This is a genomic window from Amazonocrinis nigriterrae CENA67 (genome assembly GCF_016056305.1).
Classification (GTDB): Bacteria; Cyanobacteriota; Cyanobacteriia; order Cyanobacteriales; family Nostocaceae; genus Amazonocrinis; species Amazonocrinis nigriterrae.
In genome coordinates, this window is sequence record NZ_JAECZC010000013.1 from 1 (window position 1) to 23,437 (window position 23,437).

The window sequence follows — 23,437 nt, forward strand, 5'->3', positions numbered from 1 at the left end:
CCCTCCCCCCATCCCCTCCTCCTCTGTTCTGGGCGACTATTGCCCGTCGTCAGGGTTTATTTTCTTTGCATTACGCGCCAATAGAATTAGCAAAAATACTTTCGCCCATTTGGCAACGACAACCAGTAGTACTAATTGGTAGTGCTTTAGAATCTGAGACTGAGGCGCCATTATTCCGTCAGCGCTTCGGGTTGGATGATGTAACTTGCTTGAAGTTCTCTTCTGATAGCCAAGCGGAAGCAATTCAACTATATTTGCCTCATAAGTTGCCTTTACCCAACACACCAGAATTTCAGGCAGCATTTATTCACAAAGTCCGTACATTACTGTGTCTGAGTGCCACGACACGAGGATTGACAGTAATTTTGGTGGGGGATGTGCCACTGAAAGCTCAAGTAGGGGCAATTCTGGCTTCCGAATTTGGTTCACGGGTGCAGGTGGAAAAAACTTGTTTGGATGAAAATGGTATTTTAATCAGCGGTTGGGAATTTTGGCGAGAACATCAAACTGTCTTGCCTGCACCTCAGTTGCTAGTGATTGCCACTTTGCCCTTACCATCTTTAGAAAATCCTTTAGTGGCTGGAAGAGTTGCTCATTATAAGCGATCGCATCAGGATTGGTTTCGTTTATACTTATTGCCAGCTGCTTTAAATGAATTGCAGCGAGCGATCGCTCCAGTGCGAGGAGAAAGTCAAGGTATCATTGCTTTGCTAGATAGTCGTGTAGTTAACCGAAGCTATGGCGCTCAAATTCTTGCTGCTTTGAGTCCTCTAGCACGCATCAACTATCTTGACCCCAGTTTATTTTCTAATCCAACAGAGGAAAATTCTGCCTAAAGTCAGTTGTTATTTGTCAGTTGTTAGTTGTTTTTCATTGACAATTGACCACTGACCACTGACCATTAACTATTTACGTTTTGTCAACTGAAGGACAATCATCTTTGAGCAAGCGGTATTATCGGCATATTGGAACATTCAACAGCAGCATCAGCTGTCATACTTTTAATGTGCGCTAGTGATGTGATAACTTGCATCTTTGGCGTAGTTCATCTAACTGACAGTATTAACTGACAAACATAGTTTAATTTTGAATCGCTGATTATGGGTGAAGCAAAGCGTCGTAAAACCACACTTGGAGAACAATACGGTCAAGAGACTCGGATTTTGTCTTGGGTTCCCATCACTAAAACCCAAGCTGAACAATTTGTCACTTGGACTACTCGCGGTGCCTGGATAGGCATCGGCGTTATGGTTGTAGCCTGGCTAACTATTCGTTTTATCGGGCCAGCTTTCGGTTGGTGGGAAGTAGTCTCTTAGACCTTGGACAAGTTTGTACAAATTCCTATCCATAGTATGGACTGTTAGATTAATAACCCCTAATCTAGGTTCAATACTGAATTGGATATTAACCTTAAAAAACTAAGTGAGTTTTGATTAGACCATTCAGTTTTTACTAAGTGCGGAAAAATAGTAGAACATCCCAAGATAAATTTATTCATCATCCGGTAGATGGCTTTAAATTTTATTCAGTACACATAAAAATGTAGAAAGCTGGAAAATTATCCAATTTTAAATTGGATCTACTGTGGAAAAGTATAAATTTAGTCTTAAAGAATACTATGTGCCAGACAGCTTTGTAAATTAAGTTGTCTGGCACATTTTATTTATTAATTGAGAAACAACCTATTATGAATGATATCTCAAAGGTTAAATAATAGATTATTCTCTAATTAAAAAAGGCTGGCTAGAATTAGCAAAAACTAAAAAATTCAGGTTCTTCGCGGTTTTGGTGGTTATTGCTATTTCACCGATTATCTATAACTATCGCTAGATTAACAAAGTTGAATTTCCAAATATTATTAGTTGACAGGGTTTGGTAAAAACTAAACTCTACTACGTAGAAACTTGTGTGTACACCATAGCTTTGCGTTGGAGAGGGGTTGCGGAGAGGTTCATCGAACTCACCCTAACTCAACAGTTCGTTATATTTGCCAACAATAATTTTTGTATTTTAGGCCACTTTTTAGCATAAACTTCCCAAGTAACAAAATACTGCCGAAATGGCAACATACCTTTTCTTAGTTTAGTTATTCTCAGTGTTATGCCAATAAATATTGGGGTTGTAAATTTGGCATTTTTCCCTAAGTAGATACCGCGTATCCAAAATTCTTCTATCTCAGTGAATAATTAGGAATTGCAAATCTAAAATTTACATGGTTATCTACCAAAATCCATAGTTATAGAATACTTGACTCGGTATACCCAGTACTTGGAAAAGAAAAAACCTCTGGTCTAGGACACATAAGTTCATACCAGACAAAGGAGAAGCAGCGTGTTCCTACCTTTACCAAACTTATAGCGACTGCTGTCGCAAAGAATCTTGAAGGAGCTTTCAATCCTTTGTCAGTAATAATTTTTGCTATGCACAGTGAGTAAAAAATAGATCCGTAGCTTTTCTATGGTTGAATGATGCCAGATTTAGGTTACTCTTAAAGCGGATCGCTTCTACTGGGCATCTACTCAGACGGAATCGTATAAAGAAAAAATTAATTTTAGCCATTCTGTCCGAGAAATGGAATCTACAAACTGAATAGTTTGATACGGCAAGCTAAACAGTTATCTACTACCCTAAGCTAGGTAGTCAATTCATGACTCCATGTGTGTCTGGCAATTGTAATGGATAGTTTACAATACCAGTGTGTGAGAAAATCTAAAGAAAATATAAAAGAAGCTAAAATGACTGTGGTGTCTGGAGGGCAAACGTGTTTCTGAGACTAGCGCATCAACACCGACAATTCGTCCAAGACTTGGTAATGAACCTGCAAGCCTTGGCAATTGTACTCGAACGACGCGGGTATCCTGCGTCCTGTTATACTTGTGGCGACCAAATGAATAGTGCTTCATTTATGGTCAGCTTGGGAGACAACCACCTGATTCGCTTTTTGGTGTCCGATTATGGCATTACTTGGACAGAGATGCGGGATGACCGCGAATTAATGAAGTTAGAGGGTGCTGAGGCAATTAACCAGTTACAAGAATTGGCGAATCTTGTCAAGCAAGTGACACCAGTTTGCTCAGATAACAAAGCCTTAGCTAAGAAGTGATAAGGATTCCTGTATTGGATAAGGTACTCTTAAAAAGGTTTCCATCGTCGATCGCGGATTGGGAATCAATTGTTGGTAATTGGTAATTGGTAGTTGTAGCTTGGTTTGCAATTCCCTATTACCCATTTACCATTACTGTTATATCTTACTAATAGTCTGCCACGCCAATATTTCTGGCTATCCACATTCCCCTTGTACCTTTTTTGTCTTAATCCAGCAATTTTAAGTTTGTTTCTTAGCAGAAGTCATTACAACCCATGACCAAGTGGTGACGAGTCGGGAGTGACCAAAACTAATCCTAAAGTGATCTGCTAAAACTAGTGGATAGATTAGCATTGATTTTTGCGGCAATTGTGCCAAATTGCCACGAATTCCACTAATACTTTTCAAACCCAAATTTTGCTGTCTAACAGTACGGCTAATTTAATTTAACTGTGATTGTCTGTGATATAATGTCACATTAGTAATTTATATACGGTAAGTATTACTTAATCAAGACTTACGCACAGGTAACGGAAAAAGTAGACGTGTAAGGGGTTTACCTTTCGCCGTTAGGCGTTGTGGTATCCCTACGCTTAAGCAAGCTACGCAGAGCGTGTCTTTGCAAGCTTACGGGGCGACAAGAAGGGCTAGAACACAGATAGGATAAGCCTCATCGCCCTTTCTCCTTGTTGATAATACTAATTCTTATTAATATTTAGTGTCAATAACTCAGCAACTAAATCATAAGAATTTTCCATAAAATTGACCCAATTTTGTCCATAAAGCCCAATATAAAAACTACTATGTCGTCGAATAGTCCTTAAAGATTCTTTAATTCGTCCAACATATTTTTGAATACCCATGCGTTTAATTTTTTGACCAGATATTGTTGCAGCGGTATAGGCAAGCGAGATTAATAATATTAGTGAAATTAGCCGTTTCCCTGATGCATTAGTATCTTCCAAGTTATAACCACCACTCTTAAAATCTCTAAACATTTCTTCAACATCAAACCGTTGTTTATAAGCTTTAATAGTAGACTCTAAAGTATCAAAATTAGTAAGAATAAACCAGCCCTCCTCCGGAGCAACTCCAAAGCGTTTTCTTTTCCATTTACCTGCAACATTAAAGCTAATAAATCCTGTAGATTTTGTATACTTAATGCCTTGATAAAAGAATGAAACTCCAGGTGATAAACCAGAATCTTTTAATTGCAGCCAAACTTCCGGTTGTATTTCTATAAATGCGTCTTTCTTTAGACGTAAACAAAAGTACACTCCCTGCTCTGTAAGCCAGTTTGCTAAATAACTCGAACAAAATTCACGGTCTCCTAACACTACAGTTTTATAATTCTTAAAAAGCGGCAATGCTTTTTTGAATACTGCTTCTTGTTCACCAAAATTGCTTGAACCCAACTTGTCTAATAGCTCAAAATATATTGGAATAGACCTTTTATCCCAAACCACACTAATCATTAACAGATTAATACATCCCCAATTAGTCCGATCAATCACTACATAAATAACTTCATTTAGGGGAAAATATATATCTAACCAGCTTCTAATAATTGGTAACCAAATTTCTTCAACATTTATATAATTTAAAGACAAAAATCTTTGAACTCTTTTTCTTCTACTTTCAAAAAATATGGGAATAGGTAAAGCAGTAGCTAGTGCTTCAATGCTAACATTTTTAATAGATTGTAATAAATTTATCAAAATTTTTAGTAATAAATATTCTGCACGTCCTAATTCTCGCTTAAGGGTTGCTTCGTAGAATTCAGGTAATATTATCATTAAATAGAGCTTGTTGCGAATGAATGCTCTTTTTCTTTTACCACAAATTGCTACACTCTTTGTTATATAAGCATTCTAGACCATTTTGTCACCCCGCAAGCTTTGCAAGAGACGAGTAGGGCATCACAAACGACACGAAGGATAAGAGTTTCAGAGAGTTACTGCGTAAGTCCTAAATATTGTTGAGGGTGACAGTTTCCTAATTACTTTGTTGCATTTGTTTGCTGATAGTTAAAGCTTGCTGCAATCTCTGCAATACTTCTTTAAACTGACTTTGCTTAGATGCTGCGTTCGCCCGCGCATTTAACCGCCTCTGATTACCTATTTTGATTGAGTAACGCCTCAGCTTGATCACAGTAATTATATTGTGTGCTAACATGGTGTTTTGCTACTTTATTTTCTGAGTATGTTATCCCAAAACTCATGAAAAAAAGGAAATTGATTGTAAAAATATTACAATATCAGAGATCAGGTTACTTAAAAAAACCTTCCGTGTTTGCGAAAGTTGAAACTAGTGGAATAATTCTACAATGCGACTCTTTTTATGTTATTCCAAATGTGGAAAATTTATAGTTGATAACAAACCTAAGGAAGATGTCTGAAGAACAAACAGGTCAAGCAAAGCTACCACCAACCACTGCTCTTGATGTACCATCGAATCAGAGTTTTGAAGGTTGGTTTGAATATCCTGTAAGAGTACAACCCCATCATACTGACTATGCAGGTATTGCCTGGCATGGTGTTTATTTAGCTTGGATGGAAGAAGCACGGATAGAATGCTTGCGATCAATAGGTATTGAATTTGCTGATTTGGTGGTGTTAGGTTGTGATTTACCAGTTGTAGAACTTTCAGTACGATATCATCGTTCAATTCAGTTAGGTACAACAGTGGTAGTTAAAACACGCATGACTGAAGTGACTGGTGTCCGAATTAACTGGCATTATGAGATTGTCTCGCCAGATGGAAAGCTATTACATGCCACAGCCAAGGTGTCATTAGTGGCAGTAGATCGCGAAAGAGGTCAGATAATGCGACAGTTACCTACAACTGTCAAGGATGCATTAGCTAAGATTTCGGCATTACACAATAATTAACTAATAAGCTGTTCCACATAAAAATTGTATATTTAATTGTGTTGACTGATAACTAATAACTGATAACAGTCATCAGTCAACGACTTTATCCTTTGAAAGAGGCTAAGTTTAGGTTGCTTAAGCGTAAGGGTAAACGAGTGATTATGTAATTTAGATATGCTTTAGTTTAAGGACTTCCAAATAAAAAATATCCCCATGTTTACAGTTAATAGTCATCAGTAGGGACAGGTTAATAAATATTGTTTTTAAACAAGCAAGGATATTTGTGAAGCCGCCCCTACTTTAACTGGAATAATTTATTTTTGAAGTTTCCTTAGCAATTCTATCTTTGCACTTTAATTCGGTAGATGCAATTCATAAATTTCCACTATAACTTTCATGTTTATCATTTACTGCCGCTGATCTGCGACACAGTTTGAGCAAATTTCATTATTTGATGCCAAATGTCTTGTGGTGTAATGCCAAAACCAACGTTTAATAATACGAGAATCGCAGCAATAGTCAAAGCATAGCTCACAGTGGTTTTTAGTATTTTCCACAATATTACAAATACGATCCAAGCAACAATAAGGGTAGGAATCATAAAGACAAATTCCTTAAAAATTACTCTTATCTAAAAGAGGTTTATTTAAAAATGGATAATTTCATGCACTTAACAATTACCTGGCACAAAAGCTTTTTCACCCAAGTTATAAGAAATACTATGTATTGGAATATATTGGTAGATTTTTGAAGTAATTGCTGTTTTTATACTATACCATAAGTTGACACCTTAATTTGTAAATAATAAGACTTTTATAGAAAAATTACTAAAAAAATTTTTATTTTTTAAGAGATATATAGAAACTATAAATTTCTATGAAATAGATGTAGCGAGGGTGGTGAAATGATTACACCATCCTCATCAGTATTTTGATCTCAAATAGCTTTTTAGCGCAGAGAAGTAATGGGTGAAGGAGTTGCTAGCTTTTTAGTCGCTGTTAAAACTTCTTGTCTTGCCCATTTATCTGCTGCCAAAATGTCATCTAACGAGGGATTTGCACAGTTATCATTTTGATGGCGATCGCAGACAAATTCGATACACTTGGGAATATCTAAAAATTGAATTTTCTCTTCTAAAAATAACGCCACAGCTTGTTCATTAGCGGCATTCAACACAGCTGGCATTGATCCACCAGCCCTACCCGCACTATAAGCTAACTGCATACAAGGATACTTTTGGTGATCTGGTTCACGGAAAGTTAAATTTCCTGCTTTCACCAAATCCAGCCGTTCCCAATTAGTATAGATGCGGTCAGGCCAAGATAATGCATAAAGTAGGGGTAAGCGCATATCAGGCCAACCAAGTTGGGCTAAAACTGATGTATCTTGCAACTCAATCAAAGAGTGAATAATGCTTTGGGGATGAATGACAATTTCGATATCTTCGTAATTCAAACCAAATAAAAAGTGAGCTTCAATAACTTCCAGTCCCTTATTCATCAAAGTGGCGGAGTCAACTGTAATTTTACGCCCCATTGACCAATTGGGATGCTTAAGGGCATCAGCAACTGTAACTTCTGCTAACTTTTCTACATCCCAATCTCGAAAAGCCCCACCAGAAGCAGTCAATAAAATCCTTCGTAAACCGCCTTTTGGCACACCTTGGAGGCACTGAAATATAGCAGAATGTTCTGAATCAGCTGGTAATAGTTTTACACCGTGTTTTTCAACTAAAGGTAAAACCACAGGCCCCCCAGCGATGAGGGTTTCTTTATTAGCTAAAGCGATATCTTTACCAGCTTCAATCGCAGCGATGGTGGGTAGCAACCCAGCACAACCAACGATACCGGTCACAACTGTTTCGGCATCGCCGTAACGGGCGACTTCTATGACTCCGGCATTGCCAGCCAGTAAAATAGGTTGGGGATCAAGGTCTTTTATAGCTTCAGTGAGAATTGGCAATTTCTCTTCTGAGTAAATCGCTGCTATTTTCGGCCGAAACTGTCTAATCTGGGCTGCCAACATCTCTACATTGTTCCCAGCTGCCAATCCCACAATCCGAAACTGATCTGGGTGATGGCTGACAATATCTAAAGTTTGAGTACCAATTGAACCAGTGGAACCAAGAAGAGTAATAGCTTTCACAATTTTTTTAAGAATCTACAGATAACTCTCACTATAAATTGGTTGGGACTCATTGATAAGAGCGATCGCCACATTAGGGGATGAGGGGGATGAGGGAGACGAAGGATGAGGGGGAAAATAATAACTCCTAACTCAGCGCTTAGCATTTTCTTGCTGCATTAGCCATCGATTACTAAAAATACAATATTAGAATTCTTTATATAAGAAATATGTATACAAGTATTATATGTATAATTGTGAATGCTTAGTCATTTGACAATAAAAAGTTAATGGTGACTACTGAATAGCCGACCATAACTAGGTGACAAGTTATGCAAATGTTCAGTTGTTTGCCAGTTTTATCGTGTGATGGATGTGGGGAATGTTACTAAAACCTGACAGTGACGCAACCATAGGTAAAAGGATGCATAAAGGAGATAATATTAACGCCCAAGCCTATGGATAAAGCTCAAATAGTCATAACAAAATTCTTATGGAAAAATGATTTCCTGTTTCCCACAGCAATGTGGTTTCTCAGCCGAATATTGATTTGGACAGCGATGTTGCTGGTTGCGCCAAACTTACCTTCACCAGTAGGCGAAACTATCCCCGACTTTGGTTGGAAAGTTTTTGACGCGTGGGATAGTATGCATTATCGGGCGATCGCTAGTGTTGGGTATGAATTTGTCAATGACGGCAAACAACATAATTTAGCTTTCTTTCCCTTATTTCCCCTCAGCATCTGGATTTTAATGAAGTTGGGCTTGACTTTTGAACTAGCAGGGCTGTTGGTAAACAACCTGGCATTTTTGGCGGCACTTCACTATTTGTACTTGTGGACAAAAGAGCATTGTGGCATCAGAATAGCACAATGGGCTACTGCTGTGGTGTCCTTGTATCCATCGGCGATGTTTACAGGAGTGATTTACACAGAGGGGCTATATTTATTTGCAAGTACAGCTGCTTTGCGGGCTTTTGATCAAAATCAGTATGGGCGGACTGCTTTTTGGGGTGCAATGGCCACAGCAACTCGTCCTACAGGTATGGCACTCATCCCAGCGTTTGCGATCGCAGCTTGGAAACAACGCAGACCACCCATTGCCTATATTGCTGCTTTAGCCAGTGCTATTGGACTGCTTCTATTCAGTTTATATTGTGCGATTCGTTTTCACGATCCCTTGGCCTTTATTGATGCACAAAAGGGATGGCGACCATCCCTAGGGTTTGATTGGCAAGGTTGGTTAAACATGGTCATGCAAATTGCAGTTGGTGCCCAGAATTGGCAATTTGGTTGGATTCAAAATCCTTCTGGCGGGTTTCAAGACCCTTGGCATCCTCTTTTGTTTAGCATGTTTGTTGCCAGCAGTTACCTTTTATGGTGCTTTCGTAAAAAATGGATTTATATCAAAGTAATATATGGTTTTTACGCTGCTGTTGCATTTGTGTTGATACTCGCAAATGAACAGTTGATTAATAACTTACTCAATACATTTATAGTATTGGGTGGCAGTTACTTGTTATGGCATTTACGCAAGCAACTAACACCAGTAACTACAACTTATGGCTTTTGCGGTATAGGTTTACTCCTAGCTTCTGGAGGTACAATATCTCTCAGTCGTCTTGCTTATGGTATTGTGCCCTTGAGTGTAGCCATGGGTGTGCTGCTGTCTCGCCATTCTTGTCAGGGATATTTAAGCTTGGGTTTGTTTGTCACCTTATTGACTAAGATAGCCGTAGGATTTGCTCAAGAGCGCTGGGTAGGGTAAATTGCTGTATAATGCCAATCAATTTGATTTTTAATTAGATGCGATCGCTGTACAAATGAAAACTCTTAGTGCCTTTGTGGTTATTTAATTTTTTACCACAAAGGCACTAAGGCACAAAGTATTTTTGAGTGCTTTGCGCCCCTACTAATTCACCAAAAATATTGTACTTAAATGAATCAAAAAGAAATTGTCAAAGCAATTTTCTTACCTTTACTCATATGTAGTACATTTATTCTATGTACTGCTATAGCGATGCTAATACATCCAGAAGCTTTTCATAAATTTTTTTCTCCAACACAAATATTACGAGAAAATCCTCCACAATTACCCCATAAAAGCTACTACTGGGATGTAGAACATTATGCTAAATTAGCTCTAAATCCCAGTTGTAATGCCTTCTATCCTCTCTGGCCTTTTATCATTCGTACCCTATTTCATCCTCAGACCATTGAACAGGCTGCACATTATTTTTCAGTGGTTGCAACTACTCTATTTTTTATTTCGACATTTATAGTATTTTGGGTTTTCCAAACAGGATTACAGCGTTTAGATTTAGTCTTTTGGTTAGTTCTTGTTTATTCTGTAAATCCTATGGCAATATTTCGAGTCATAGGTTATACGGAAAGCTTGTTTGCTTTACTTAGCACTTTATTTATTTGGATTTGCTTACCTAAATTAAAATTAAATGAAAATTTTAAGTTGTGTTTAATTTTTATAACTACCTTTTTAATGGCTTTAACACGACCAGTATTACTACAAATATTATTGTCTTCCATAGCCAGCCTAGCTACAATATTTTATTTTCAAACTTTGGTACAAATAGGGTTATTTCGTAATAATTTATTCACGATAATTACCAAATATATATATGAGATTAAAACAACACTCACTATTTGCGTATCAGCTTTATCAGGATACTCAATTTATGGAACTTTCTGTTTAATAACTAGAGGAGATTTCTTTGCTACATTCCAAGACCAAAAGTTGTGGGGTAAAAAGTTAGGTTTACACTTAGAATTACTATTGTTCCCAAAATCACCATTATTTGACTTGCTAGGACTTTATTTACCTGCAATGATTCTATTTATATCACTTATTTTTGTTTATTTTAAGTTAACTCAGCATGAATTACAGATATTTGTGCCTCAGTCTAAATTATGGAACATATTATTAGTTTATCCACCTTTATTAATTCTTTTCTATTTATTCAATTACTTAAAATTCAAAAAGCAAAAAAAATTAACTAAATTAATAATTACTAAACACACTCAAGCTTTGAGTGAAAATTATATATTTTGGTTTTCCATTTATTTCTGTTTCATCCATTGTTTAATTATATTTTTCACCCAAGACCGTCTTTTTAGCTTAGCAAGATTTATATTTGCAGTACCTTTCTTTTTTATATCAATTGGATATATCTATCTTTGTATTGACAATAAAAAAATATATAATACTCTGTTTTACTTCATACTCATTTCAGCCATTGCTTTATTTGAACAATGGGCAAACTACAGTCAAGATAAATGGCTGGGTTAGCCAAAATAATTCGTAATTCGTAGTTACCATCAGTGTTAGCTCTGAGAGGATGTCTAAAAATTATTAGGTGAATATAATTCGCTACTGCCTTACGAATTAGGAATTAGTAATTATTTGGTCAAAAATATCTCTCTGCGTCACGGACACTTTCCTCAACGGGGGGAACCCCCGCACGGAAGTGTCCTCCTCTGCGCCTCAGCGGTTCGTTATCAAATAATCTAAGTTATTCAGATGAATAAAAATAACTGGTTCATCAAATTATCTATCGTGTGGCGCAATTAGGGTAAAATCTTCTGCTGTACCTAAAACTTTACTTGCAGTTAAATTTATAGTTTTTAAACTAGGTTGATCTAACAACAAATAAGAATTACTTTGCCACATTTGTTGTAAAACTGGTAAGCTTGCGGAAATAACTTTGCAATCGCAGTAAAAGTCTAAACTCGGACGACCATAAGAAAAAGAGGTATAAACTTTTGTTCCTGGGGATACATGTGAACGAATTAATTCAGCAACTGGCTTGACTGCAAAGGCTTCATTTAACTCCCAAACCCATGAATGTGAACTCATCAACAGTGCTAATACCAAGTACATGCCAGAAAATAAAACTGGAATAAAGTAGCGATCGCGCTGTTGAATCAGCCATGCTACGATACCCATGCTGATGGCTAAAACCATACTCATGGCGATTAAAACAGGTTCTTGGCGGGTACTGGCAAAGTAAACACAACCTCCTAAACCTGCGATCGCAATCACAGCAAATAATACTGCCCACTGCCTGTTAAAATGCTGGTGTTGCCAAATTTCGCTGAGTTTAGCACCAATTGCCAAAGCTAAAAATGGATAGACAGGCATGATATACCAAGGGAGTTTCGTTCTCATCACAGAAATAGTCAGCAAATAAACAATGGTGCCAATAAGAACTAAGCAACCCCAGCTAGTATCACGCTTTTTCCAAGCTAGATAAAATCCTCCTGGCAAAAATATCAGCCAGGGAAAGCCATATTTGAGTAACTCAATTAGATAATACCAAGGCGGGCCACTATGACCTTCCACAGGTTGGACAAGGCGGCTAAAAGTTTGTGCTTGAAAATTAATCTGTAAGAAACTACTGCCATAATATTGCCATTGAGCAGCATACCAAGCGATCGCCGGAGTATTACCCAAAAATATGCCCACCCATAAATAAGGGCTTCTTAACAAAGCTAGCTGTCTATTTGCAAGCAGGAATAAACAGGCAATTCCTGCCAGCAGCACAACTATCATTCCTTTGGTTAAAGTAATTAAGCCTAGACAAATGCCCACACCTAAAGCGTAGCGTTGGTTTTGACGTGCTTTTAGCAAACAAAACAACAACAGCAGAAAAAAAGTAATGACTGTACCATCTAGCATTGCTAGTCGCCCATGACGCACCACAGGCAACATCGTCAAGTAAACCAAAGCAGCAAGCAAAGCTGGTAAACTTTGGTTGAAAACCACACGCCCTACTAAATAAAGTAAAGGTACTCCCAAGGCAGTTAAAACTGCACTAGGTAAGCGTGTTGTCCATTCACTCACACCTAATAGAGAGTAAGTCCAAGCAATTAGTAGATGGATCAGTGGCGGCTTGTTATAATACGGTTCACCTCCTAAAGTAGGGTAAAGCCAACCCATTGAACCGACTGGGGCACGCCAAATTTCACGGGCAACTTGTGCCACAGTACCTTCATCCCAGTCTCGCAAGGCGGAGTTTCCCAGAAACATCAGCCACAAAACTAGAGATGCCATCAGTAAAGTAGATAGCCATTCTTTTTCTCGAATATGATGATTCACTTCCATTACCCTCCAGCCCAGTTTGGTACTGAGAGGCACATAAATGTACTGAAGATTTATTAGTTTTTCAAAATCCTAAATACTAGGACTGACGCCGAACGATAACTTAACTTTGGGCAATTCATCAATTGCTATTACATGAAAATAGGAGTTTTGGCTATTTTTTATCTAAGTGCTAAATACTACTTTATTTAAAAAGTGTTAGGTATCATATATCACATTTTAAAACGTAAAAAATACGTTAATAAATTAGCCACACAACATATTAACATTTTTTAATTGTAAAGCTGCTGTGAATTTCAGTATTTATACTGTAACAATGTGTCTGAAATTCTAATATTAATGGTGTAATCATAATTTTTAGCTGACAACTAATACTAGCAAGCAAAAAGCTTGATTAATCTCAACTAACTATAGGTATTTAATAGCCAAAGTATTACCAGTAAGAAAAACTTAGCAGATGATTCAGACTATTTCAAATCGATGAGTTAAGTGTATATAGATTAACTATTAAGGTAATTCCAGAAAATAAATTATTCCGGTTGAAGTTGCTGACTGATGACTATGAAAATGGAATATTTTTTTACTTGGAAGTCCCTAAAAGCCTCTTGGCAATGGGAAACTATATTTAGTCAATTGTCGTCTATCCTTTTCTCCAAAGCTAAAATGCGGTATTTTTAAGTAAAATTTTTAACTTTTCCTTAAAAACTAGTAATTACACTAAGCAGTAGAATATACTTTATAAAGTATATCACTTATAGTTAATTCGAGTTTTTATTGGAAAATAACTTACTTACAATAAAAAAAATTTACTGCTCCACCTTTTGAAGAAAGCTACATAATAGAGATACCTCAACAATACAGATAGGAGATAACAGTGATCTAATACTGAACTACTAATTGAATCATTACTAGAGGTGTGGTCAATCATCTGATTCAGCTAGCTGTATTCAACAGCTAGATGTAAGGATATGGAAGTTAAAATTATATCCTTTATGTATCAGGTAGTTGATATTATAGCGGTTTTCTTGTTGCTCAGATGAGGTGCATTTTCAAAGTTGGAATGATCTATCGATGAAATCTAGCTATACCTCACCAGTATAGAAAAAGCTATAAATAATACCAAATATTATATAGACTGCAATTGCTCAAAACCTAATTATTTAGGTTGCAGTTGGATTTTTAGAAGCTATTACCTAGTTTTTTGAATTTCTGTTAATTTGTATCTTTAATTTCAGGATTAACAGAAAATAACTAGGTATTTAATATTTGAGAAAAAATGTGCTAAAAACTACTGTCAGAACCGTAACTAATGGTTCTACCTTGAAGGAGCTATGAAGTGGAAAACAATAAGTCGTTTCTTTGGCCGCAAGGAATATTAATTTCACTACTTGCATTAAGTGCAAGTTTAAGCGTTGGATCGATGATGCTGCTCAAACCAAATACTTCTGAGGCTCAGAGCAAGCAGAATCAAAATATAAATACAAACACAAACTCCATAACTGCCAAAACAGGAACTCGGCAGCGTATTGAGAGTTTAAAAGCGACCATGCTCACAACTTGGCAGCATGAAGCACAAGTAAAAGGTCTTTCATATGCTGTATCACCACGCTTTCAAGGGGCAATCATTGAGTCAGCAAAGCTATCTCAAGGTCAGAAAGTAATTGCTCTCACCTTTGATGATGGGCCTTGGCCTGAGAGTACAGCGCAAATACTAGATATTCTTAAAGAAAATAATATTAAAGGAACTTTTTTTGTTGTTGGGCAGAACGTGAAGCATTATCCAGACTTGGTAAAGCGGGTAATTGCTGAAGGCCACATCATTGGCAATCACACTTGGCATCACTGGTATCATTACATGAATCCACAGGCTGCTGCCTATGAGATTGACAATACAACAAATTTGATTTATCAAACAACAGGCGTGAAAACCAATTTATTTCGACCACCGGGGGGAATCATGCACAATGGGGTGGCTGCTTACGCCAGAAATAGCAAATACGCCATCATTATGTGGTCTTCTGATTCTGTAGATTACTCACGTCCTCCTGTACCCAAGTTAATCAATAATGTGTTCAGACAGGCAAGACCAGGTGGTATTGTGCTGATGCATGATGGTGGTGGTAATCGTGCTAAAACTGTGCAGGCTTTACCAGAAATTATTGCTGGCTTTCGCAACCAAGGTTATAGTTTCGTTACTATTCCAGAACTTTTAGAAATGCAAGATAAAGACCAAAAATTGATTGCAAATAAAAAATAAATAGTTGACTGATGAACGCCAGTTGCTTCAAGCCGGCAGAGCCGTCCAACGCACTGGCTCCTGATGACTGTTAAGGTTGAACAGTCAGCAACCTAGTACAGGATAATTTATTTTTTGAGGTTTCCCAGACTATAAGTAGCTCAACCTAATTAACCTGAGTTCGGGATCAGGAAGCCGTTGTCACTGTGTCGTCAACGGGCATCAGAATCAAAGCGCACTGGCGTTAGCATGACCTCAATAATATTATTCGTTCTTTGTCTTGACCCAACCTTCGTAGCACCGATAATGTTCTAGCACGCGATCTCTAAATGCTGAAAATTAGTGATTGGCCATTTGTACATACAAATGGCCAATCACTAATAACTAATAACTAGACCGAACTTAGCTGTCTGTCTGTTAAAGGGGGATTAGCTTCTGGGCCATCAGCTTCAGAAGGCGGAACCAACTGCCAAAACTTAGATAGGTATTCTTGCCAGTTTTGCAGAATCATCTTAGCTTTTGGTGAACCCGTGCGATCGCTATGAGTTTGGATTAACTCTCGTAATTGCTTCTCACCCGCTTCTGTAATTACTCGTTGGACTTTGACAATTTCCCGGTTGACTAACTCAGGGAATGAGTCATCCTCATCTAGGAAGTATGCTAGTCCGCCAGTCATCCCCGCTGCGACGTTACGTCCGACTTTGCCAAGGACAACAATCACGCCACCAGTCATGTACTCACAACAATGATCCCCAGCGCCTTCAATCACGGCGACGCCTTTGGAGTTCCGCACGGCAAAACGTTCTCCTGCTAAGCCGTTGGCGAACAAGAAGCCACCAGTAGCACCATAAAGGCAGGTATTGCCAACTATGACATTTTGTGCTGGATTGTAGGTAGCATTAGCTGGTGGTTTGATGATGATTTCGCCACCATGCATCCCTTTACCTACGTAGTCGTTGGCTTCTCCTTCCAAGGTGAGAGTGATACCTGGGAGGTTGAAAGCACCAAAGCTTTGTCCGACGCTACCTTGGAAGTTGAGATTAATTTGTCCTTCAAAACCGCTATCGCCGTACTGAGAAGCGATCGCTCCTGCTAATCTTGCGCCCACTGTTCTATCAGTATTAACTATCGGTAAAGTTTTACTGACGCTACTTTGATAGCGAATCGCAGCTTGAATGTCTGAATCGGCGAGTAATTCATCATCCAAAACTGGGCCGTTGCTGTGGACTTCTTCATGCACTAACCAGCTACGATTTTCTTTAGTATCAGGTAGCTGAAGTAAGCAGTTTAAATTCAACCCTTGGGTTTTACTCAGATGCACATCTGGGCGCACTTTTAACAAATCTGCACGTCCAATAACTTCTGACAAACAACGGTAGCCAAGGCGTGCTAGTAGACTACGTACTTCTTCGGCAATAAAGTAGAAGAAGTTAACCACATGTTCTGGTATGCCTGTAAACCGCTTGCGGAGTTCTTCTTTTTGGGAAGCGACACCCACAGGGCAATTATTGGTGTGACAAATTCGTGCCATGATACAACCTTCAGCAATCATGGCGATGGAACCGAAACCGAATTCTTCACCACCCATCAATGCAGCTGTCACCACATCCCAGCCACTCTTCAAACCACCGTCTACACGCAAAATCACGCGATCGCGCAATTTATTGTCCATGAGAACGCGATGCACTTCGCTTAAACCGAGTTCCCACGGTGAACCTGCGTGTTTAATAGAACTTAGTGGTGATGCACCTGTACCACCATCGTGACCAGAAATTTGGATGATATCGGCGTTGGCTTTGGCTACACCAGCAGCGATTGTGCCAATACCAACTTCTGCCACTAATTTCACAGACACCTGCGCTCTGGGGTTAATTTGGTGCAGGTCGAAAATTAACTGTGCTAGGTCTTCAATGGAATAAATATCATGGTGGGGTGGCGGTGAAATTAAGGTGACGCCGGGCTTAGAACGCCTTAACATGGCGATGTAGTTGCTCACCTTGGGCCCTGGCAGTTGTCCGCCTTCCCCAGGTTTTGCACCTTGGGCGATTTTGATTTCTATTTGTTTGGCGCTACTTAAATAGGCAGGTGTGACCCCAAAGCGTCCTGATGCAACTTGCTTGATGGCACTAGAAGCAGTATCACCATTCTGCAATCCTTTGAGGTGAGGTAAAGTTGGCGAGTGCCCAGACTCATCTACATCATTCAGGACTGTATAACGTACCGGATCTTCGCCACCTTCCCCAGAGTTAGATTTACCGCCGATGCGGTTCATGGCGATCGCTAAAACTTCGTGGGCTTCTCTTGACAAAGCACCCAAAGACATGCCGCCGGTGCAGAAGCGTTTCACAATCTCCGTCACCGATTCTACTTGTTCTAAGGGAATGGGCTGGCGATCGCTGGTAAAGTCCAGCAAGTCACGCAAGGCTGTAACTGGTCTATTTTCCAGATGCTTTTTGTAAACTTCGTAGTGGTCGTAGTTCTTGCCATCTACAGCTTTATGCAGCGCTTTTGCCAGTTCGGGGTTGTTCATGTGGTACTCGCCTTTCGGGAAGTACTGCACAAAGCCCAGGTTTTCTAATTTCTTAACTGTCAGTTCTGGGAAAGCTTTGCTATGTAAGGAAAGCACTTCTTGTGCCAGTTCACTGACACTCAAACCACCGATGCGGGAAGTCGTACCTTTAAAGCCTAATTCTAATAAATCGCCACCGATGCCGATCGCTTCAAAGATTTGCGCTGCTTGATAGCTAGAGAGTAGGGAAATCCCCATTTTCGAGAGGATTTTCAGCAAACCTGATTCTACAGCTTTGCGATAGTTAGCGATCGCTTGCTCTAAGGTGATGGCAGCCAGTTTACCCCGCTCCATGAATTGTTGGGTTTTGCTATCGAACCACCAATCGCGTACAGTGTCCAAAGCCATGTATGGACAAACAGCACCAGCACCATAGCCAATCAAACAAGCAAAGTGATGGGTACTCCAACATTGAGCGGTATTAACAATCAGGGAAGTTTTCATCCGCAAACCTTCCTGAATCAGGTGATGGTGTACCGCACCTACTGCCAACAAAGGAGGAATGTAGCTGTATTCTGTACCGATTCCTTCACCCGCCCTGTCACTCAAGATTAAAATCTTCGCACCTGCCCGCACTGACTCGGCGGCTTGTGCTTGTAAAGCTTGCACAGCTGCTTTTAATCCTTCTGGGCCGTTGGCAATGGCGAACAAAGTTGATAACTCAGCTGTGGCAAATCCTGAAAGCTTCACAGCTTCCAACTCTGCCTCTGTTAATACAGGCGATTCGAGTTTCAGCCTCCGGGCATATTCTGGTTTCGGTTCTAATAAGTTCCCCCGTTCGCCCAGTTCGACTTTCAACGACATCACCAACTTTTCCCGTAAAGGATCAATAGCTGGGTTAGTCACCTGGGCAAACCGCTGTTTGAAATAGTCATAGAGCAAGTGAGGTTTTTCTGACAACACCGCTAGAGGAATATCATCCCCCATGCAGAAAGTCGCCTCAGAACCTGTAGCTGCCATTGGTTGAATCACCATTTCTACATCTTCTGAGGTGTAACCAAAGGCAAGTTGATGTTGCAGCCAGGTTTGTCTATCAAGTGTGTCAGTTGTCAGGTGTCCATTGTCAGTTGCTTTATGTCCATTGCCATTGACAGCGGTCTGATGTCCGTTACCGTTGTCAGTTGCCTGATGTCCGTTGCCATTGACAGCGGCTTTATGTCCATTACCGTTGTGACCGTTGACAATTTGCTTGAGTTCTTGACGGTACTGTTGCAGCCATTTTCCATAAGGTTGTTGCTTGGCGATGCGCTGCTTAATCTCCCAATTTTTCAGCACTTCATGATTTACCAAGTCCACGGCAATCATTTGCCCTGGGCCAAGTCTACCTTTCTCGATAATGTCGGCTTCTTTTAAGTCAACTACACCTGCTTCGGAAGCGACAATGATGTAATCATCTTTGGTGATGGCGTAACGCGCTGGTCTTAAGCCATTGCGGTCTAGTGTTGCACCGACTTTTTTGCCGTCGCTAAATACTAGAAGTGCTGGGCCGTCCCACGCTTCTTGCAGACCACTGTAATATTCGTAAAAATCGACAATTTCTGGATAGTCATGCAAAGATGGTTGATTTTGGTAAGCCTCTGGCACCATAATCATTAAGGCTTCCAAAGGGCTGCGTCCAGAACGCACGAGTAATTCAAGTACGTTGTCTAGGGTGGCTGAGTCGCTGTTGTCAATGTGAACTAGGGGCTTGAGTTCGTTGACTCGATCGCCCCATATTGGATGAGTCAGGGTAGCTTCTCTGGCCATCATCCAGTTGATGTTACCCAACAAAGTATTAATTTCGCCGTTGTGTCCCAAAAGCCGCATCGGTTGCGCTAAGGGCCATTTGGGCATAGTGTTAGTACTAAAACGGCGATGATAAACTGCAAAAGCACTCTTGTAAGCTGGATTTTTTAAATCCTCATAAAATTCTCCCAAGACAGCAGAACGCACCATCCCTTTGTAAACAATTGTGCGGCTTGATAACGAGCAGATATAAAACTCGTCTGAAATACTATTACCTGCTTTACCAATGCGACGACGAGTGATGTATAACTGCCGTTCCAGTTCATCACCACTTTGTTCAACTGCCAGAAAAACCTGTTCTATCTGGGGTTGGTTTTCTCTTGCTTGCACTCCCAATAAATCAGGCTGTACCGGCACTACTCGCCAGCCCAGTACAGTCAATTTTTCTTGTGCAGCTACCAATTCAACTGCTTGCTTAACTCTTTGGGCTACTTCTTTGTCTTGCGGTAAAAACATCATTCCTACAGCTATATTGCTGTCGGATGAATCTACTAATTTTTCTGGAAAATAATCTTTTTGAAACAAATCCCAAGGAATAGCTGTCAATATGCCTGCACCATCACCAGAATCTTGGTCTGCACTACAACCACCGCGGTGTTCCAAGCAAGTCAAAGCAGCTAAGGCTTTTGTCACAATTTCGTGGCTGGCTTGATTTTGTCGATGAGCAATAAAACCCACACCACAAGCATCTCTTTCCTCAACTAACCATTTTTGTCCTTGGTAGATATCTGAAAATGTCATTTTTTGCAATTGATTCATCGATTGATCGTTCATAGCGCATTCCTGAAATATTGAGTCACAAATTTTGCCACTACTTGTGAGGAAAAATTTCTAAATTACATCCTGGGAAAATTCATAAATTACCGAAATTTAGGGAAAAAAAATTTTAACTTCGGTTTTTAGTTTTTGCTCACCTGTGTTAAAATCAATGCGTTATTTATTTGTGTATTTATGCTGTGTTAGACAAATTACCTTTAACCTGAAAGTCTGTTCTCTATATTTTGATATGTTGATGCTAGGTGTTTTTTCAATTTTCTTTTCCCAAATGAGACGCCTTAGTTGAAGCAAGTTAGGGTTACTTGCAACAAAATTAAAATTGAAAAACCAGTGTTTTGAGAGTAGAATTTATCCTGATTCTGCAACAGAATCAGCGTATTACACTACATACCCATTTGACAATTCCTAAATATCTCTGTTGTCGTCTATATTTTTGTTGATTAGTTTTTACCACTTGTGATACTACCAGTTCAACCCCACTTAAGTGGCAACAATAGTGACCATCGGTGAGGATGGAATAAATATATTAATCCAGTTTTGATTCACAAGATTACTATGTATCCTATGGTGGCAATTAGTGCTTTTTAAAACACTCAATTACAGTGGTTGTGGTAGAAAAATTGCTTGTTGGGTTCTATAAGAGACAACAAGCCAATATATAGATTATCACGTTTATTCAAAAGTTAAATCACTCTTTTTTAAGATTTCCCAATAATTAGTCAATCTGTGCCTTGGGTGATAACTTTCAAAAGTACTTAGTAATTTATGGTAAAAATGAAGAATTGTTGCTACCAACAAGACCACAGTGCTGTTGCCAATCAGTTTAACCATAGGTTTTTCAGGGCTATTGTGTCGCCCATCATTGCGACATTACTGTGCTTGTCTAGTACCTGGGAAGCGAATCCCCAGCAATCCCCAACAAATACTAAACCAATCCCAAGGGAAATTTCACCGTCCCCAACACCCCCTTTGACAGGGGTATCATCTTCTGGTAGCCAAATTTCCTTGAATGGACGTACATTACCAGGGAATTGGTTGCAGCAATCGGTAAAGGCAGGTAGGGTTACAACTTATCTCAGTGATGGCCCATTCCGGCAATTAATCGGCGTAGATTTCCTAAATACCAGTAATCCAGCCAGACAACCAGTAGCATGGTTTTCGTCAGCCAACAAGCCAGTAGTTTTAGCCACCAGGCTGTTGGGAGGATATCGCTATCTCAATATTACTAATTTTGCTCAAGCAGCAGGATGGCAGTTGCAAATTAATGGCAATACCTTGGTGATTGCTACCCCAAAAGCGCAAGTGATAAACATTCTTGAGAGTCAACAACCTGTCGCTTCGAGTGTTACGCCTTTGCAGCCAGCCCGCCTCGTGATTGATTTAGATCGTCCAACACCTTGGCAAATTACACAAGGAGAACTAATCAAAAGACCTCAAACACTAACCCCTGATCCTGATACAGTCACGCCTAAATCTTCCACACAACCAAATAGAGAGTGGATAATTACCCTCGATGGAACAGCCGATCCCAGCTTAATCCAACGCTACGCTCCTCCACCACTAGCACCGCTACCAACATCATCACCAGAACCACCCAAACAATTACCAGCAGCACCAGAACCTGAAGCGCTGATTCAAAAAGTTGAAGTAGTCAATAACCAAACAGTTATTAGTCTTAGCGTTCCTTTTGGCCTGTCTCCTCAAATCAACACCGTAGCTAACCCTAATCGCCTCATTATCGATATTCGCCCTGATGCGATGGTACAGCGGGATATTACTTGGGCATCAGGATTACGCTGGCGACAACAATTTATCAATTTAGATACAGAACGTTTTCCTGTAGTGTGGCTAGAAATCAATCCCCGCAAAGTTGGATTAGCATTGAAACCCATTTGGACAAACCCAGACACATTAACAGGTACAGCCCCTATCATTCAAACAGCACAACGGTACTTAGCAGCAGCAGCAATTAATGGTGGTTATTTTAACCGCAATAATAAATTACCCTTGGGGGCACTGCGTCGGGATAATCAGTGGTTATCAGGCCCAATTCTCAACCGAGGTGCGATCGCTTGGAATGATTCAGGACAATTTTACTTTGGTCGTCTCACTTTAGAAGAAACTTTAATCGCCCCCAATAACCTACGGTTGCCAATTATATTTCTCAACAGTGGTTATGTCCAAAGTGGTATTGCCCGCTACACGCCAACATGGGGGTTTAGTTACACTCCACTGACTGACAACGAAATTATTATTGTTGTTCAGAAAAACCAAGTTACGCATCAATTATCGGCAGGTAAAGCTGGTGAGACTGCTGTTCCCATTCCCCAAGATGGCTACCTATTAACCCTACGTGGAAATGCTGTGAGTGATGCATTACAATTGCCTGTTGGCACTACAGTTACTATTTCCAGTAGCACTACTCCTGCTAATTTTAACCTTTACCCCTACATTGTCGGAGCTGGGCCACTTTTAGTACAAAATGGTCAAATAGTCCTTGATGCCAAAGCCGAAAAGTTCAGCAATGCCTTTATTGCCGAAAAAGCTATTCGTAGCGGTATTTGCACAACAGCAACAGGTAAACTACTGATTGCTGCCGTGCATAACCGTGCTGGTGGCCCTGGCCCAACCTTGGCAGAACACGCTCAATTAATGAAGCTTCTGGGGTGTGTTGATGCCCTAAATTTGGATGGTGGTAGTTCAACCAGTTTATATCTAGGAGGGCAGCTACTTGACCGTTCTCCCAGTACAGCTGCTCGTGTCCATAACGGAATTGGCATTTTCTTAAGAAAATAAGGGACTGGGTATTGGGTATTAGGGATTGGGGATTGAGATTTATAACCATACCTCTTTCCCATGCCCCATTCCCCATTC

General features: G+C 39.7%; 14 protein-coding genes. 8 read left to right on the forward strand and 6 right to left on the reverse strand.

What is annotated here, in order from left to right:
- The 3 genes from I8748_RS09545 to I8748_RS09555 form a co-directional block, all read left to right on the forward strand.
- The coding region (locus tag I8748_RS09545; RefSeq protein ID WP_404800294.1) for a helicase C-terminal domain-containing protein at positions 1-836 on the forward strand (836 nt) is incomplete at its 5' end.
- Positions 837-1,100: 264 nt separating this feature from the next.
- A complete protein-coding gene (locus I8748_RS09550; protein WP_198124349.1) occupies positions 1,101-1,316 on the forward strand; it encodes a DUF2839 domain-containing protein in 216 nt (71 codons plus the stop codon).
- A gap of 1,445 nt (positions 1,317-2,761) precedes the next feature.
- Entirely contained in the window at positions 2,762-3,103 is a 342-nt protein-coding gene (locus I8748_RS09555; protein ID WP_198124350.1) for a DUF1815 family protein, read from the forward strand.
- A gap of 680 nt (positions 3,104-3,783) precedes the next feature.
- Here the strand turns inward: I8748_RS09555 and I8748_RS09560 are convergent.
- Positions 3,784-4,875: an IS4 family transposase gene (locus I8748_RS09560; RefSeq protein ID WP_198124452.1), complete on the reverse strand. Its 1,092-nt coding sequence runs from the start codon at positions 4,873-4,875 to the stop codon at positions 3,784-3,786.
- Positions 4,876-5,080: 205 nt separating this feature from the next.
- On the reverse strand, positions 5,081-5,260 hold the full coding sequence (locus tag I8748_RS09565; protein WP_198124351.1) for a hypothetical protein: 180 nt from the start codon (positions 5,258-5,260) through the stop codon (positions 5,081-5,083).
- Positions 5,261-5,475: 215 nt separating this feature from the next.
- Here I8748_RS09565 and I8748_RS09570 point away from each other — a divergent pair, with 215 nt between their 5' ends.
- Complete coding sequence (locus I8748_RS09570) at positions 5,476-5,976, forward strand: acyl-CoA thioesterase (protein WP_198124352.1); 501 nt, start codon at positions 5,476-5,478, stop codon at positions 5,974-5,976.
- Positions 5,977-6,361: 385 nt separating this feature from the next.
- Here the strand turns inward: I8748_RS09570 and I8748_RS09575 are convergent, their stop codons facing one another.
- The gene (locus I8748_RS09575; protein ID WP_198124353.1) at positions 6,362-6,559 is read right to left on the reverse strand and encodes a hypothetical protein; all 198 of its coding nucleotides are present in this window, start codon (positions 6,557-6,559) and stop codon (positions 6,362-6,364) included.
- A 347-nt stretch (positions 6,560-6,906) separates the two neighbouring features.
- Positions 6,907-8,103 (reverse strand): 1-deoxy-D-xylulose-5-phosphate reductoisomerase, encoded by a 1,197-nt coding sequence (gene dxr / locus I8748_RS09580; protein ID WP_198124354.1) that lies wholly within the window; start codon positions 8,101-8,103, stop codon positions 6,907-6,909.
- A gap of 437 nt (positions 8,104-8,540) precedes the next feature.
- Here dxr and I8748_RS09585 point away from each other — a divergent pair, with 437 nt between their 5' ends.
- Positions 8,541-9,848: a mannosyltransferase family protein gene (locus I8748_RS09585; RefSeq protein ID WP_198124355.1), complete on the forward strand. Its 1,308-nt coding sequence runs from the start codon at positions 8,541-8,543 to the stop codon at positions 9,846-9,848.
- A gap of 171 nt (positions 9,849-10,019) precedes the next feature.
- Positions 10,020-11,384, forward strand: coding sequence for a mannosyltransferase (locus I8748_RS09590; protein WP_198124356.1), 1,365 nt, complete (start codon positions 10,020-10,022; stop codon positions 11,382-11,384).
- Between the two features lie 258 nt (positions 11,385-11,642).
- Here I8748_RS09590 and I8748_RS09595 read toward each other — a convergent pair whose 3' ends face one another.
- Positions 11,643-13,148 (reverse strand): ArnT family glycosyltransferase, encoded by a 1,506-nt coding sequence (locus I8748_RS09595; RefSeq protein ID WP_225896371.1) that lies wholly within the window; start codon positions 13,146-13,148, stop codon positions 11,643-11,645.
- 1,384 nt (positions 13,149-14,532) lie between these two features.
- Between I8748_RS09595 and I8748_RS09600 the strand changes: the two genes are divergently transcribed.
- The gene (locus tag I8748_RS09600) at positions 14,533-15,453 is read left to right on the forward strand and encodes a polysaccharide deacetylase family protein (protein ID WP_198124358.1); all 921 of its coding nucleotides are present in this window, start codon (positions 14,533-14,535) and stop codon (positions 15,451-15,453) included.
- A gap of 370 nt (positions 15,454-15,823) precedes the next feature.
- On the opposite strand, the gene gltB is transcribed toward I8748_RS09600, so the two are convergent.
- Complete coding sequence (gltB, locus tag I8748_RS09605) at positions 15,824-20,560, reverse strand: glutamate synthase large subunit (protein WP_198124359.1); 4,737 nt, start codon at positions 20,558-20,560, stop codon at positions 15,824-15,826.
- Positions 20,561-21,328: 768 nt separating this feature from the next.
- Here gltB and I8748_RS09610 point away from each other — a divergent pair.
- Entirely contained in the window at positions 21,329-23,359 is a 2,031-nt protein-coding gene (locus tag I8748_RS09610; RefSeq protein WP_198124360.1) for a phosphodiester glycosidase family protein, read from the forward strand.
- The last annotated feature ends 78 nt before the right edge of the window (positions 23,360-23,437 follow it).